Below are 15981 nucleotides of genomic sequence, written 5' to 3'. Positions count from 1 at the left end.
ACAGGGTCGCTCCGACGCAATAAGGGTAATGCCATGCCCGTTTACAAGACATGAGATCAGACTAAACAATCGAAAACAAACAATGACAAAAGAAACATACCCCAAAGCTACTGTCCTCGACATATCGGCATCAGTAGAGTATTCCGACGGCGGAATCATCAGCAAACAAGTACTTAAGAACGAAGTAGGCAACATTACTCTCTTCTCCTTCGACCAAGGGCAGGGACTGAGCGAACACACAGCACCTTTCGATGCCTTCGTACAGATATTGGAAGGGGAAGCGGAAATAAGAATCGGAGGCCAACCTCTTCTCCTCAAAGCCGGCCGGTCCGTCATCATGCCGGCCAACGTCAGCCATGCACTCCATGCTACGAAACGCTTCAAGATGCTCCTCACCATGATCCGCGGCTGAAAACGGGCAGACATATACTGCGCCATCCTAGGGACGTAAAGCCTCCAACAAATAAACAAAGGAGAGGAGATCTGTACATGCCGACAGTCTCCTCTCCTTTCTTTTTCTTCCTAACCTCTTGTCTACCTTGCGACTGCCTGCCTCTTGCGCATCATGAGTTTGTCCACGATCAGCGAGATAGCACCGTCGCCTGTGACATTACAAGCCGTACCGAAGTTATCCATGGTTATATACAATGCTATCATGAGTGCCTGTAAGGACTCATCGAAACCGAGCATACTCTGCAAAACACCTAAAGCCGCCATGATGGCTCCACCCGGCACTCCCGGAGCTGCCACCATCGTAATACCGAGCATAAAGATAAATCCGGTAAACAGACCTGCATCATAAGGCATCCCCTGCATGATCATCAGAGCCAAGGCACAACAAGTAATCTTGAGCGTGCTACCGCTCAGGTGGATCGTAGCACAGAGAGGGACGGTAAAGCCTGCTATCTCTTCCGATACGCCACACTTCACCGCACTCTTGAGCGTGACGGGAATAGTGGCTGCCGAAGACTGCGTACCGAGAGCAGTGAAATAAGCCGGCATCATCCGCCACAGCATTCTGAAAGGATTCTTCTTGGTTATAAATCCTGCCACAGCGTATTGGAAGATCAGCAGGATGATATGAAGGCCGAAAATAATACCGATGATACTAAGGAATACGGATAATACCTTCACCACTTCGCCCTGATGGGTCATGTTCAGAAAGATCCCAAAGATATAAATAGGTAGCAAGGGGATAATAACTTTGGCGATCAACTTGGTGATAATCTCCTGGAAATCCTGCATCATTCCCTTCATACCACGGCTTTCCATGCCGGCCAACCCCAGACCGAGCACAAAGGAAAGGACAAGAGCTGTCATCACGCTCATCATCGGCGGTATGGCGATAGAGAAGTAAGGCTCTACTCCTTGCGACTGAGTAACATCGCTCATACCCGTACCGGGAGAAATCAAAGACGGGAAGAAAGCATTGCCAGCGAAGTAGGCGAATAGGCCTGACAACACAGTAGCCATATAGGCTATCAGCACAGTGATAAGAAGCATCCTTCCGGCACCTTTCCCGATGTCAGCAATAGCCACCGTCACCAATCCGAGGATAATCAGCGGAATGGAGAAGCCGAGCAGTTCGCTAAAGAGAGTATTGAAAGTGACGAAGATCCGAATAAACGGGAAGCTGAAGAGGTTGCCGAAGCCGATACCGAGGATAATGGCCAATATGATCTTGGGCAAAAGGCCGATCCGTAGTTTACGCATAAGGGTTAAGGTTGCTTGATCAAGAAGATTATTTGTTGGAAATATAGCGGAAGTAGGCATCCAGTAGACGACGGGCAGCAACGAAACTCGTGGCACGATCTTCCAACACGGCCTCTTCGACCTCTGGTATGAGGCTCTGAACCTCTGTACTGTTGTAGAACGAATCGCGCAGTTCGTCGTTGATCGTCTCGTACATCCACCACTTGGCCTGACGCTGACGCTTCATCCGGAAGAATCCGTTATCCGTCGTAAAATGGCGGTACTCGTCGATCATATCCCAAATATCCTTGATGCCGATGGCATAATAGCCCGAATAGGTAAGGACGCGCGGCTTCCATCCCGACTCCGCCGGTGGGAATAGCCGAAGAGCATTCCGATAATGCGAAGCCGCCAGATTGGCCTTGTCGATATTGTCTCCGTCCGCTTTATTGACGATGATACCATCGGCCATCTCCATGATACCGCGCTTGATACCCTGAAGTTCATCCCCCGTACCGGCCAGCTGGATCAGCAGGAAGAAGTCCACCATCGAATGGACAGCCGTTTCGCTCTGTCCCACGCCTACCGTCTCTACAAAGATCGTGTCGAATCCGGCCGCTTCACACAGCACGATGGTCTCACGCGTCTTGCGCGCCACACCACCCAGTGAGCCGGCAGCAGGACTGGGACGAATAAAGGCATTCTTCTCTCGGGAAAGCTGCTCCATACGGGTCTTATCTCCCAGAATACTCCCTTTGGATCTCTCGCTGCTGGGATCTATGGCCAGCACGGCGAGCTTCCGCCCCTGCTTGATGAGGTGCATACCGAAAGCATCGATCGAAGTACTCTTGCCCGCTCCGGGTACTCCGGTAATACCGATACGCATGGAACGGCCGGCATGAGGCAGGCACTGCTCTATGATCTGCTGCGCCGTATCCTGATGCATGGGCAGGAGACTTTCCACCAGTGTGACAGCACGACTCAGGATGGTAATATCGCCCGCCAAAATGCCATCCACATAGTCCTTGACCGTCAGTTTCTTGCGTCTTGTTCTGTGCAGGTAGGGATTGATGATGGGCATATTGGAAACGCCCTTATTCACTTTCAGTCCCTTATAACAATCATCATTTTCGGGATGATGAAGTAGTTCGTCCATAGTTATTGTTCAGTTTATCAGATCTGCTGTAATCTCGCTTGCAATAACGCTTGGCAGCAGCTCCACGGGGGAAAGTTACAGTTCGGCTTTGACCTTGATACGACGTAGCGGAGCCTGCGGATCGTTGCAAATGATGGAAATATCGGCTGCTATACTCTGCCACCCCTCAGCCTTCATCACCTGCGAATCCACGGCGATGCGCAATAGTGTGCTTCCGCCGGGCTTTATCTCCGTCCGGTCGGCTACGGCAGTCAGGGCCGGATTGCGTGTGGTGACGCTATGCAGTCGGAGAGGGCCTGCGCCGACGTTGCGAATGTCTATCGCAACCTTTGTCGTCTCTCCATCCAACTGCCCCATGTCCAAATAGGTGCTAAGTTCCATAACACCTGTTTGGGCTGCGGTGAGGGCTGGAAAATTGTCCACCAGCGGCAAGGAAACCAAGACGGAATCAACGGCTTTTATTCCTGTTTCGGAAGATATTACCTCTAAAACAAGCGGTTCGTCCTTCATCCCCGGAGGCATATTGCGAGGTACGGCAAGCGAAAGATTCAGCTCTCTGGGTTCACGAGCTTGCAGCCGGAATGCCCGATCGTCCAGCGATACAAATGAAGGCAGCGATACGACAGCAACTTGCAGGTCGGACTCATCCGTATTGTTCACCACCAACCGTACCACCCCCTCATCTTCAGGCATGGAAATAGGGAAAAGCAGGCGAGCATTGCTCACCTGTAACGGCCCTATCGCCAAGGCATAGGCATGCGGCATGGCACCACCAAGGGTCGTGACCGTACCGCTTATACTGAGTTCAAGAGGGGAAGAGGGAGCATTGGAGAAAACACGAATCCGCTTGACGAAAGTCCCTGCCCGACCGATGGGATCGAAGAGGACGCGAATCTCCGCTTTTTCTCCGGGAGCAATGGCTTCTTCCGGCCACGCCGGAGTCGTACAGCCACAATCAGCCGTCACACGAGTGATCACGAGAGGAGCGGTACCGCTGTTGCGAAACTTGAAGCTATGCCCTACCGAACCTTTTTCCTCCGGAATCAGACCAAAGTTAAAGGACTGCTCCTCGACCTGTATTTCCGGACTCTCTTGAGCTGTCAGCGACAGAGGAGTCAATAGGAAAAGGAAGAAGAGCAGCCCTCGAAATGTACTGACGATCATACGCCTTGTACTACTTGCAGAGCTATGCTATTTATTCTACAACCCCTTTGATGCGTAGCGTAAAGGTACCATCCTTACCATTGCTGTACACGGCTATGGTCTTTACGAACTGACCCGGACGGCCGGCAGGATTATATGCGACGTCTATTTTGCTTGTCTGACCCGGAGCGATAGGCTCTTTGCTGAACTGGGGTGTCGTACAGCCGCAAGAAGCCACTACGCGAGTGATCACCAAGGGAGCGTCTCCCGTATTCTTGATAACGAATGTGTGAGTCACACTGCCATCAGCTTCTTTGATCGTACCGAAGTCATGCTCCACATTGTCCGAAGAGATGACTGCTTTCTTTGCATTTTGTGCCGTAGCTACTCCTATTCCGATAAGGAGTGCGATCATTACAAAAACTATTCGTTTCATAGTTCTATTCTTTTTGAAATAAGATTTTACACTCTAAAAATTCAAACCGGCATCCTCGACATTCCACCGGAATTTTCGTATGCCTATGGGAACAAAGGTACATTTTTCTTTTATTGTAAAGGTCTATTTAGCATTTTTAGCAGGCATGCAGATTTCATCTATAAATGCAACACTAAGGCAACAATCGAGTTTACGTTCGGGAATTGTTTCGCTCTACGTCCCTAAAAACGTGGCGCGAGATTTTTTTCGTTTTGGCGCGAGAAGCAAAAAATTTACGCGCCGGAACGAAAAACTTTTGGTTCGTGTTTTCAGGAAAATACGCGCCACAATCTGCTCATTTATGGTTCGCAAATCGCGAACGAAAGATATGCGAAGGAAAAGAATGTCCACTACTCTTGTATTGATTTTTCAGTCGGATTTTGAGTGTACCATATCGGATTGGTCTGCGGCTATATTCCGCTTTATTCTTTGCCTTTGTCCTAAATTTGCACCATGTCGTTTCACACGGGAGAAAACTATTCCCCTCCCCTATTGACTCAAAGCCTCAATCACAATGACAAAAGAAACAACCGAACACCGATCGGGAGAGCGCATAGCCCGATTTGCAGATATAGAAGTACTCAGCTATCGAGCCGATCTCTTCGGCACATTGACCCCTAAGCAGAGGATGCTTTGCTACCACCTCTCGGAAGCCGCCCTGCGTGGGCGAGACATTACGACCATACAGAACTGCCGCTACAACCTCTGGGTACGCAGCCTGATGGAGCATATTTACATCCATCTTAGCCAATCGGAACAAACCGACGACTTTGCTCTGCTGGAAGAATACCTCTTCTGTATCTGGTTTGCCAATGGCATTCACCACCATTACAGCGGAGCCAAATTCATAGCCCGTTTCAGTCCGGAGTTCTTGAGGGACTCCCTAAGAGAGGCAAGAGTGGAGCTGGAGCCGGAAGAACAGGTGCTTTTGGAGCGCGTATTGTACGATGCCGATTTTCTACCCAAACAGACGGAGCAGAGCGGTGAAGAGGATATTATCAAGGCTTCTTCGGTCAATTTCTATGCACCGGGTATCACCCGATCTGAAGCGGAAAGCCATTACAAAAACCTGATAGAAGCTCTTCCCGAAAAAGAGAAAAGTTATCCACCGAGCTTCGGGCTGAATACACGTCTGATTCGTTCGACTTCGGGCGAATTGAAAGACGAGGTTTGCAGCACAGACGGATTGTACGGTCCGGCCATAGAAGCCGTAGTCGCTTCTTTGGAGGCTGCCATACCATACACGGAGAACGAGGAACAGGCTACGTGCATACGACTGCTGTGCGACTATTACCGCACAGGAGACGTCAGGCTGTACGACCGGTTCTGTATCCGCTGGGTGGAAAACAATCGCACGCGGATCGACTTCATCAACGGATTCACCGAAGTATATGCCGATCCGATAGGCATACACGGCAGTTGGGAGGGATTGGTACACATGCAGGACGAAGAAGCCGGCAGACGTACGCGCATCATCAGCGAACATGCAGGTTGGTTCGAAGCTCATTCGCCTATCGATGCACGTTTCCGTAAGAAGAATCCCCGTGGCATATCGGCTACGGTGGTCAATGTGCTGACCATAGCCGGCGACAGCTATCCTGCCACTCCAATAGGGATCAACCTTCCGAATGCCGACTGGATTCGTGCCGAACACGGATCCAAGTCCGTCACCATCGACAATATCACAGATGCATACAACCATGCTGCACGAGGGACGGGTCTGTACGAGGAGTTTATCCCTGACGAGGAAGTACGCAGACACGTAGAACTGCATGCCGACCTGACGGACAGTCTCCACACCGACCTGCACGAATGCCTCGGACATGGCAGCGGACAGCTACTCCCCGGTGTATCGGGCGATGCACTGGGAGAACATGCCTCCACGCTGGAGGAGACGCGCGCTGACCTCTTTGCTCTCTATTTTCTGGCCGATCCCAAAATGATCGAATTAGGCCTTTTGACCGATCCCCACGCTTACAAAGCCAATTATTACAAATACATGCTCAACGGTCTGATGACCCAACTCGTGCGTATCAAGCGAGGAGAGGTGATAGAGGAGGCGCACATGCGCAACCGTGCGCTCATAGCCCGTTACGTCTTGGAGCATGCCGAGCGACCGGGGGCTATGTCGCTGGTTTGCCAAGGGGGCAAGACGACACTCGTCATCGAGGACTATGAAGCGGTGCGTGCGATCATTGCCGATTTGCTGGCCGAGGTGCAACGCATCAAGAGCGAGGGCGACTATACCGCCGGCAAGGCGTTGGTGGAGCGTTATGCCGTCCACGTGGATCCGCTCTTGCACGAGGAAGTGCTGACGCGCTATGCCAAGCTGGATATTGCTCCGTATAAGGGATTTGTCAATCCTCGGTTGAGACCCGTATATAATTCGGAGGGCAGGCTTACGGATGCAACGATAGAATACACGGAAGGCTATGCCGAACAAATGCTTCGCTACAGCGCGGAATATGGCTTCCTGCCTGCAGACAGTCCGCTCTTGCAGGAGGCAAGAAGATTGCGCTCGCACCTCCGACGAGCGATGGACGGTGTACTATCGGCCAGTATGCGAGAGAAAGGACTCCACTACGGCATCAACTTCGGAGTCACTCGCGAACACCTGCTCCGGCTGGCTCGCACGGCCGACGCATCCGCTCCATTGGCCGACTATCTGTGGAGACGGGATGTAAGGGAGACGAAGATACTCGCCACGATGATCTATCCGGCCGAAGAATTGACTCACGAGCGGGCAACGAGATTCCTCCGAGAGGCCGACAATGTGGAACTTCGCGAGCAACTGACAGCCAATCTGCTGGAGCGAATGCCCGAAGCAATGCAAAGCATCATTCGATGGATCGAGAGTGAAGCGACTACCCCTGACATGATGACGGGAGCACTGATGCTTGCAGCCCGATTGTTTACACGCGGCATCTTTCCGGAAGACGTGCCGGCAGAGAAACTCTTAGCACCGGCCATTCTCTACCTCTCCGACGAGGAACAAAAAGCGGAGCTTCGGCGCGCTTCTGCTCTTCTGCTCAAGCGATATGGGCGAGGCTCTGCAGAGCGGACAAAAAAAGTGCTGTGCCTATTGCCCGAATCGAGCCAAGACACAGCACCGGTTTTGTACGAATTATGCGAAGATATTCGCTTCGAACTCGACTTCTACCCAAAGGGCGAGTAAGGGAAGCGACTATCAATCGATCATCGAGAAGCCTGTATAAGGCACCAGACAGTCGGGGATGCGGATGCCCTCGGCTGTCTGATTGTTTTCCAGCAGGGCAGCCACGATACGAGGCAGAGCCAAGGCACTACCGTTGAGCGTGTGGCAAAGCTCCACTTTCTTATCCGCATTGCGATAACGGCACTTCAGACGATTGGCTTGGAAGCTCTCGAAATTGGATACGGAGCTAACCTCCAACCACCGCTCTTGGGCAGCCGAATAGACTTCGAAGTCGTAAGTCAATGCCGAAGTGAAGCTAATGTCTCCGCCACAGAGGCGAAGGATACGCCACGGAAGTCCCAGCTTATCTACAAGGCCTTGGACATAGCCGACCATCTGATCGAGCTGTTCGTAGGAGTGTTCGGGCTTGTCGATGCAGACGATCTCCACCTTGTTGAACTGATGGAGGCGATTCAGACCGCGAACATCCTTGCCGTACGAACCGGCTTCGCGTCGGAAGCAAGCCGAGTATGCAGTCAAGCGAATGGGCAATTCGTCCTCGGAGAGAATCACATCGCGGAAGATATTGGTCACCGGCACCTCTGCCGTGGGGATCAGATACAGGTTGTCCGCCGTGACATGGTACATCTGCCCTTCCTTGTCGGGGAGCTGTCCCGTACCATATCCGGAGTCCTCATTGACCACATAGGGCGGCTCTATCTCCGTGAATCCGGCATTGCGGGCTTCGTCCAAGAAGAAGTTGATCAAAGCGCGCTGCAGACGTGCTCCTTTGCCCTTATAGACGGGGAAACCCGCTCCCGTTATCTTGACGCCGAGTTCGAAGTCGATCAGATCATATTTCTTGGCCAGATCCCAATGCGGCAGCTTGTGCTCTCCAAGCTCCGGCACTATACCGCCTGTCTTCACGCAGACATTCTCCTCTGCAGTCTTGCCCGTAGGGACAGACTCATGCGGCAGATTCGGGATAAGCAGAAGCTGCTGGCGTATGGCATTCTCCAGATCTGCTTTCCGCTCTTCCAGATGGTGGCTCTCGGCTTTCATCTCGGCTACTTTCGCACGGATAGCCTCTGCCTCGTCTTTCTTGCCGGCTTTCATCAAAGCTCCGATCTCCTTGGCAATGGCATTTTGCTCCGCCAAGCGAGCATCCAGACTCTGTTGAGTTTCGCGTCGCTGTCTGTCGAGAGAGATGACTTCATCGAGGATAGCGGCTGCATCGAAGTGCTTCACCGCCAGGCGACGGATCACTTCTTCCTTGTTTTCTATGATTTGCTTGAGTGTCAGCATAGTATATCGAAAAAACAAAAGGCAAATCTCCAAGGCGGTTACAGCCTGTAGAGATTCGCCCCCTATTTACCTAACTGCTTATTAGCGTTCTGCTTTCTTTATGATTCGGCCTTGATCGAAACGTATGAACGGTCGTTTTTCTTGCGAGTAAATACTACTACGCCCGACTTCAGTGCATACAAAGTATGATCCTTACCGATACCTACGTTTTCACCCGGGTGGTGAACGGTGCCACGCTGACGAACCAATATGTTGCCGGCCTTAGCCATTTCTCCACCATAAACTTTCACGCCAAGACGTTTGCTTTCCGATTCACGACCGTTCTTGGAACTACCTACACCTTTTTTATGTGCCATGATTGTGTTTCTGTTTTGTGGATTTGATTATGCAACGACTTCTTTCACCAGAATTTCCGTAAACTGCTGGCGATGGCCATTCAGCTTGCGGTATCCTTTTCTTCTCTTCTTGTGGAATATCAGCACCTTATCCCCTTTCACAAGAGGAGTCAATACTTCACATACCACTTTAGCACCTTCCACCAAGGGAGAACCCACGGTGATAGCACCATTATTATCGACGAGGAGTACCTTGTCGAACTCTACGCTTGCACCACTCTCTACGTCTTTGATGTGATGCACGAACAGCCGACGGCCTTGCTCTACCTTCATCTGCTGTCCCTGAATGTCTACGATAACGTACATTACTTTCTTTCTACTAAACTTGTTAGCCCCGTATGGTGGACGCACGCGTATTCGAGTCACTTTTATGACCATACATAGGAATATCGACCGCAAAGATAGTATTTCTTATTGATATAGAATACAATGTAATAGAATGAAAATCCAATGATCATACCCTATAGAGTCCAAGACGAAAGGTAAAGATCTTCCTCTCCCCCTCCCCAAGAAGGCAAACCGCTTTCCCAAAAGTTTTAGAACAGCGGAGGGACATTCAACAGGAGCGGAAAAAGAGAAAACGAATTTACGAACCATTTTCCTGGAAAAACTCGAACCGCTTTTCGGGAAAAACGGAACGAAAAAAATTTCGTTGCGGCGCGAGAATTTTTCCGTTCCCGCGCCAAAGCGAAAAAATTCTCGCCCCACGTTTTTCGGCACCATGTCTTCTTATTTTCTCAGCCGGCACATGCCCTCTGCACAAAAGAGGATGAGAAGGGAGGAGGCTCTTCCGAGTTTTGAGGAGTATCTCGAATTTAGATAATTTTGTTAGACTTATAAAAACGGTTTGGCCGGGGCACCGCATACGCCAAGGCCTGTGTCATGAGTAATGGCAAACCGGCTCCCTTTGTGATGATAAGAGAGTACCGAGAGAAGCACTCTTCAGTCATTTGCGAATAGAAAGACGGGATGATTCTATCTATATCGTGTCTTTAAGGGAGAGAGGAGCAGGGCTTGACCTCCGAAAAACCATCTATTTAATATAGTAAACCACGTGCTCTGAACGGAACTTCTTACCTTTGCCGGAAAAGATGTCTTCGGGGTCACAGGACAATCATAATTTAAGACATAATCTCACCTCAACATAATTAGAAGGAATGAACGACAAAAAGCTGATGAACAAGGCTGCGGACAATATTCGAGTGTTGGCCGCTGCAATGGTGGAAAAAGCCAAAAGCGGTCACCCGGGCGGAGCCATGGGCGGAGCGGACTTTGTAAACGTGCTCTTCTCCGAGTATTTGATCTTTGACCCGAAGAATCCACAATGGGCGGGTCGCGATCGCTTCTTCCTGGATCCGGGACATATGTCCCCGATGCTGTATGCTCAGCTGGCATTGACGGGCAAGTACACGATGGATGACCTCAAAGCATTCCGCCAATGGGGCAGCATTACACCCGGACACCCCGAAGTAGATGTCATGCACGGCGTGGAGAATACATCCGGTCCCTTGGGACAAGGACACACCTATGCTGTCGGCGCAGCCATCGCAGCCAAATTCCTCGCTCATCGCTTCGGCTGGATGATGAGCCAAACGATCTATGCCTACATATCCGATGGTGGTATACAGGAGGAAGTATCGCAGGGAGCCGGCCGAATCGCCGGACACCTTGGGCTGAACAATCTGATTATGTTCTACGACTCGAACGACGTACAGCTCTCTACAACGGTAAAAGAGGTGGCAAGCGAGGACGTAGCCATGAAATACCGTGCATGGGGCTGGAAGGTAATAGAGATTGCAGGCAATGATGCGGATGAAATTCGCAAGGCCTTGAGCGAAGCCAAAGGAGAGGGCGAGCGTCCCACACTTATCATCGGCCACACCCTTATGGGCAAAGGTGCCGTAGGCGAAGATGGCAGCTCGTATGAGAATATGGTGAGCACGCATGGACAGCCACTATCGGCTGCCGGAGCATCATTCGCCCAGACAGTCAAGAACCTCGGAGGCAATCCCGACGAGCCATTCGCCATCTTCCCCGAAGTTCAGGAGATGTATGCCGCTCGCTTGGCAGAGCTGGAGCAGATCATGGCAGAGCGTCGCGAAGAAGAACAACGCTGGCGCAGCACCCATCCCGATTTGGCAGCCAAGTTCGATGCCTGGTTCGCCGGCCAAACGCCCCAAATCGACTGGAAAGCCATAGAGCAGAAACCCAATCAGGCTACCCGTTCCGCTTCTGCCACCGTGCTGGGTACTCTTGCCGGAGAAGTAGAGAATATGATTGTAACCTCTGCCGACCTTTCCAATTCGGACAAGACTGATGGTTTCTTGAAGAAAACCCACGCCATGAAGAAAGGGGATTTCAGTGGGGCATTCTTGCAGATCGGTGTATCGGAGCTGACCATGGCATGTCTCTGTATCGGTATGGCTCTTCATGGAGGCGTCATTCCGGCTTGCGGTACCTTCTTCGTGTTTTCCGACTACATGAAACCGGCCGTTCGTATGGCTGCCCTGATGGAATTGCCCGTCAAGTTTATCTGGACGCACGATGCTTTCCGTGTGGGCGAGGATGGTCCTACTCACGAACCGGTGGAACAAGAGGCACAAATCCGCCTGATGGAGAAGCTGCACAACCACAGCGGCCGCCGCTCCATGCTGATACTTCGTCCGGCCGATGTGCAGGAGACTACCGTCGCTTGGAAGATGGCTATGGAGAATACGCATACTCCTACGGCTCTGATCCTCTCACGTCAGAATATCACTGATCTGCCTGCTAACGGCAGCCGGTACGAAGAAGCCTTGCAGGCTGAAAAGGGAGCTTATATCGTCAATACGGATCAGAATATCGAGGTAGTTCTTTTGGCCAGCGGATCTGAGGTGTCCACATTGGTCGAAGGAGCAGAGCTGCTGCGCAAACGCGGCGTAAAACTTCGTATCGTGTCGGTACCTTCCGAGGGGCTTTTCCGTTCGCAGAGTGCCGAATATCAGGAGGAAGTGCTTCCCACCGGTATCAGGCGTTTCGGTCTGACAGCCGGATTGCCCGTCAATCTGGAAGGCCTTGTGGGCGAAAGCGGTGCCGTCTGGGGATTGAACTCTTTCGGATTCTCCGCCCCGTATAAGGTGCTGGACGAGAAACTCGGCTTTACAGCAGAGAATGTGTACGAACAAGTGTTGAAAATACTCCACTGATAACCAACCACAGGCTGCCCGAAAGCGACTTCCAGATCGGAATATGGCTTTCGGGCAATCTGTTTTTACAAACCACAGCTCAGACAATGGAAACAATCGGTATTTGTAGCGACCACGCCGGATATGAATTGAAAGAACGCGTAAAGGCATGGCTTGCAGAGCAAGGCATCACGACAAAAGACTTCGGATGCCACTCTTCCGAAAGCGTCGATTACCCTGATTTTGCCCACCCGTTAGGCTCTGCCATCGAACAGGGCGAGCTGAATCGTGGCATATCGATCTGCGGTTCGGGCAACGGCATATCCATGGTGATGAACAAATATCCCCACGTACGTGCCGCTCTTTGCTGGACTGAGGAGATCGCTCGTTTGGCTCGCCAGCACAACGATGCCAACGTCCTCTCGCTGCCTGCACGCTTCATCTCGGACGAACAGGCCAAAACGATCTTGAAGACCTATTTGGAGACGCCTTTCGAAGGGGGACGCCATAAGGCCCGGATAGACAAAATCCCCATCCGGAAATAGTACTTAACCCGACAAAAAACTCAAGAAATAAAGCAATGAATATCACAAAATCTTCCACGACGATTCAAGGAAAGACCATCGTCGTGTCGCTCATTATCATTGTCCTTGCTATTGTAGGGCTGATGTTCGGGCTGCCGATGTACAACGTTTGGCGAGCCGAACAGGCAGGAAAAGCAGAGTTCTCCAAAGCAGAACAAAACAGAAGGATCAAGATCGAAGAAGCAAAAGCCAATCTCGAAGCAGAGAAGCTCAATGCCAAAGCTGAGATCGAACGGGCAAAAGGAGCCGCAGAAGCCATCAGGATAGAAAACAACAGTCTTACGCCCACATACATTCAGTATCTGTGGGTGCGTCAGCAGGGCAGTCTGAATGACAAGACCGTGATCTACATCCCGACTGAAACCAACCTGCCACTCTTGGAAGCCGGCCGAACCACCGGCGGACTCAAGCGCGTAGAACGTCCTACCGAGTAAAGTCAGTCCGTCGGATTTAAGCACGATAAAAGGCGACCTATCGGGAACTCCTCCAAAGGATAGAAACCCCAAATACAAAGAGGCTGCTCTGCACGATTTGCAGAACAGCCTCTATTTGTTGTACGGATTTATACTCGAATCAAATCAGACAGGCGTGGCTGTCCAGTACGGCCATGGCTGTGATATTGAGGATGTCCGACACCGTAGCATCATGATCGGCAAAGTAGACAGGCTTAGCCAGACCGATCTGAATAGGGCCCAGCACCTCCTCGGCATCGTCCGCTTCGCGAAGCAGCTGGTAACATGCATTCGCTGCCGAAAGACGCGGGAAAATCAAAACATTGGCATTACGCCCCTTAATCTTGTTCTGCGGATACTGCTTATCTCTCTTTTCGGCATGGAGAGCCAAGGATACCCGCATCTCTCCATCCACGGGAATATAGGGGTATTTCTCATGCAATATGGCCACAGCCTTCGCAGCCTCCACCGTACTATCCGCATCGCCGTCGGCTCCGAAGTCAGAGAATCCGACTATCGCCAGTACAGGCTTCACGCCGAAACAGTGTGCTTTCTCATAGGCCATCACAGCGATGTCCACAAGAGCCTCGGCCGAAAGGTTGTGATTGATCAGCGTATCGGCCAGGAAGAGTGGCCCGTTCTTCAGGCTGACCATATGCATAGTGGCAAAGTGACTGACGCCCTCTTGCAGGCCGACGGTCTGCTTGGCCACATCCGCCAGATAGCTATGCTTGCTGTATATGCCCGTGATCATAGCATCGGCATCCCCCAAGCGTACCATCATCATACCGAAATAGTTGGGATCGAACATCTTGTCCAGTGCTTCGGTATGATTGCCTCCGCGCCGCCAGTTCTGCTCGGCAAAGACACGGGCATAATGATGACGGCGAGCCTTTTCTTCATCGGAGCGGTAATTAACAATCTCGATACCCTCCAAAGACAAATCCAACTCTACGGCAAAATCCCGTATTTGCTTCTCATCCCCCAGCATGATCGGTCGGGCTATTCCATGTGCACGTGCCGATACGGCAGCCTTCAGCACCGAAGGATTCTCGCAGGCTGCATAGATCACGCGATGAGGATAGAGCTTGGCAGATTCGTGAAGACGACGGGTAAGGTGACTCATCAGTCCCACCCGTCCCAGCAATTCGGCCTCATAAGCAGCCCAATCCGCAATAGGATGCTCTGCCACACCGCTCTCTACTGCCGCACGTGCTACGGCTGTAGATACGCGAACGATCAGGCGAGGATCCACCGGCTTGGGGATGAAGTAGTCCTTCCCGAAGTGCAACTGAGCATTGCCATAGGCACGCAGCACTTCGTCGGGGACAGCCTCCCGTGCCAAATCCGCGATAGCCATCGTAGCAGCCCGTTTCATTTCCTCATTGATAGCCTTGGCACGAACGTCCAAAGCTCCACGGAATATATAAGGGAAACCGATCACATTGTTGATCTGGTTGGGATAATCCGAACGCCCCGTAGCCATGATAATATCCTCACGAGCGGCTGTAGCCTCCTCATAAGTAATCTCCGGATTGGGATTGGCCAGTGCAAATACAATGGGATTGGGAGCCATCATCCGCACCATATCCTGTGTGAGCACATTGGGACGGGACAGACCGACAAAGACATCAGCACCGGCAATGGCCTCGGCCAGCGTGTGCACATCGGTACGTTCGGTGGCAAAGTAGCGTTTCTGTTCGGTCAGATCCGTCCGATCCGCTGTGATTACCCCTTTGCTGTCGAGCATCAGGATGTTTTCTCTTCTGGCACCGAAGGATTCGTACAGTTTGGTGCAGGAGAAAGCCGATGCCCCTGCACCGTTCACTACGATACGCACATCCTCGATCTTTTTGCCTGCTATCATCAGTGCATTGATCAGGCCGGCGGAAGAGATGATCGCAGTGCCGTGCTGATCGTCGTGCATGACGGGTATATCCAATTCTCGCTTCAGCGTCTCCTCTATCTCGAAGCATTCGGGTGCTTTGATGTCTTCGAGGTTGATGCCTCCGAAGGTCGGGGCAATAGCCTTGACTACTTCGATGAACCGCTTCGGATCCGTCTCGTCTATCTCAATGTCGAACACATCTATACCGGCATATATCTTGAAGAGCAGTCCTTTCCCCTCCATAACCGGCTTGCCGGCCAAAGCACCTATATCCCCCAGTCCCAAAACGGCGGTACCATTCGAGATCACGGCCACGAGATTGCCTTTGGCCGTGTATTTGTATGCAAATGCCGGATCCTGTTCGATGTCCTTGCAGGGCACCGCTACTCCCGGACTATATGCCAGCGTCAGATCGTGCTGAGTAGAATGAGGCTTCGTAGGCCTGATTTCGAGTTTGCCGGGCTTACCTTCGGCATGGTAGGCTCGTGCCTGTTCTTCGAGTTTGCTGTTCATCATTATAATAGGTAGTATCGTTTCTGTTTTGTCGGGTTTATTTCCCAAGCAATAGCACAC

General features: G+C 51.6%; 14 protein-coding genes and 2 pseudogenes. 7 read left to right on the top strand and 9 right to left on the bottom strand.

Features of this window, described 5'->3' with window-relative positions:
- The first annotated feature begins 82 nt into the window (after positions 1-82).
- Positions 83-412 (top strand): cupin domain-containing protein, encoded by a 330-nt coding sequence (locus tag F452_RS0100250; protein ID WP_005874159.1) that lies wholly within the window; start codon positions 83-85, stop codon positions 410-412.
- Between the two features lie 122 nt (positions 413-534).
- Here the strand turns inward: F452_RS0100250 and F452_RS0100245 are convergent, their stop codons facing one another.
- The 5 genes and pseudogenes from F452_RS0100245 to F452_RS12495 all read right to left on the bottom strand — a co-directional run.
- Positions 535-1713, bottom strand: coding sequence for a dicarboxylate/amino acid:cation symporter (locus tag F452_RS0100245; RefSeq protein ID WP_018964267.1), 1179 nt, complete (start codon positions 1711-1713; stop codon positions 535-537).
- A gap of 28 nt (positions 1714-1741) precedes the next feature.
- Positions 1742-2848: a methylmalonyl Co-A mutase-associated GTPase MeaB gene (gene meaB, locus F452_RS0100240; protein WP_018964266.1), complete on the bottom strand. Its 1107-nt coding sequence runs from the start codon at positions 2846-2848 to the stop codon at positions 1742-1744.
- A 75-nt stretch (positions 2849-2923) separates the two neighbouring features.
- Entirely contained in the window at positions 2924-4012 is a 1089-nt protein-coding gene (locus F452_RS0100235) for a DUF1573 domain-containing protein (RefSeq protein WP_018964265.1), read from the bottom strand.
- Between the two features lie 31 nt (positions 4013-4043).
- Positions 4044-4427, bottom strand: a complete 384-nt coding sequence (locus tag F452_RS0100230; RefSeq protein WP_026292052.1) for a DUF1573 domain-containing protein — start codon at positions 4425-4427, stop codon at positions 4044-4046.
- A gap of 190 nt (positions 4428-4617) precedes the next feature.
- Positions 4618-4671, bottom strand: a pseudogene (locus F452_RS12495) (hypothetical protein); the annotation flags it as partial.
- A gap of 7 nt (positions 4672-4678) precedes the next feature.
- On the opposite strand from F452_RS12495, the gene F452_RS13120 reads away from it, so the two are divergent.
- Both F452_RS13120 and F452_RS0100225 read left to right on the top strand, forming a co-directional pair.
- On the top strand, positions 4679-4831 hold the full coding sequence (locus F452_RS13120; protein ID WP_160224181.1) for a DUF1661 domain-containing protein: 153 nt from the start codon (positions 4679-4681) through the stop codon (positions 4829-4831).
- A 149-nt stretch (positions 4832-4980) separates the two neighbouring features.
- Entirely contained in the window at positions 4981-7641 is a 2661-nt protein-coding gene (locus F452_RS0100225) for a dipeptidyl-peptidase 3 family protein (protein WP_018964263.1), read from the top strand.
- Positions 7642-7653: 12 nt separating this feature from the next.
- Here F452_RS0100225 and serS read toward each other — a convergent pair whose 3' ends face one another.
- From serS to rplU, 3 genes are all read right to left on the bottom strand, one after another.
- The gene (serS, locus tag F452_RS0100220) at positions 7654-8925 is read right to left on the bottom strand and encodes a serine--tRNA ligase (protein WP_018964262.1); all 1272 of its coding nucleotides are present in this window, start codon (positions 8923-8925) and stop codon (positions 7654-7656) included.
- A gap of 98 nt (positions 8926-9023) precedes the next feature.
- Complete coding sequence (rpmA, locus tag F452_RS0100215) at positions 9024-9281, bottom strand: 50S ribosomal protein L27 (protein WP_018964261.1); 258 nt, start codon at positions 9279-9281, stop codon at positions 9024-9026.
- A 27-nt stretch (positions 9282-9308) separates the two neighbouring features.
- Positions 9309-9626 (bottom strand): 50S ribosomal protein L21, encoded by a 318-nt coding sequence (rplU, locus tag F452_RS0100210; protein ID WP_004584799.1) that lies wholly within the window; start codon positions 9624-9626, stop codon positions 9309-9311.
- Positions 9627-10007: 381 nt separating this feature from the next.
- Between rplU and F452_RS13115 the strand changes: the two are divergent.
- The 4 genes and pseudogenes from F452_RS13115 to F452_RS0100195 form a co-directional block, all read left to right on the top strand.
- A pseudogene (locus F452_RS13115) lies at positions 10008-10121 on the top strand (hypothetical protein); the annotation flags it as partial.
- A 356-nt stretch (positions 10122-10477) separates the two neighbouring features.
- Positions 10478-12505, top strand: coding sequence for a transketolase family protein (locus F452_RS0100205; RefSeq protein ID WP_018964260.1), 2028 nt, complete (start codon positions 10478-10480; stop codon positions 12503-12505).
- An 86-nt stretch (positions 12506-12591) separates the two neighbouring features.
- Positions 12592-13029 carry a ribose 5-phosphate isomerase B gene (rpiB, locus tag F452_RS0100200; RefSeq protein WP_018964259.1) on the top strand — a complete coding sequence of 146 codons (438 nt, stop codon included), beginning with the start codon at positions 12592-12594 and terminating at the stop codon, positions 13027-13029.
- Between the two features lie 35 nt (positions 13030-13064).
- Positions 13065-13502 carry a hypothetical protein gene (locus tag F452_RS0100195; protein ID WP_018964258.1) on the top strand — a complete coding sequence of 146 codons (438 nt, stop codon included), beginning with the start codon at positions 13065-13067 and terminating at the stop codon, positions 13500-13502.
- Between the two features lie 139 nt (positions 13503-13641).
- On the opposite strand, the gene F452_RS0100190 is transcribed toward F452_RS0100195, so the two are convergent.
- The gene (locus F452_RS0100190) at positions 13642-15924 is read right to left on the bottom strand and encodes an NADP-dependent malic enzyme (protein WP_235317509.1); all 2283 of its coding nucleotides are present in this window, start codon (positions 15922-15924) and stop codon (positions 13642-13644) included.
- Between the last annotated feature and the right edge of the window lie 57 nt (positions 15925-15981).

It is taken from the genome of Porphyromonas gulae DSM 15663, assembly GCF_000378065.1.
Classification (GTDB): Bacteria; Bacteroidota; Bacteroidia; order Bacteroidales; family Porphyromonadaceae; genus Porphyromonas; species Porphyromonas gulae.
Note: the sequence above shows the minus strand (reverse complement) of the source record. Positions and strands in the feature narration are given on the sequence as shown.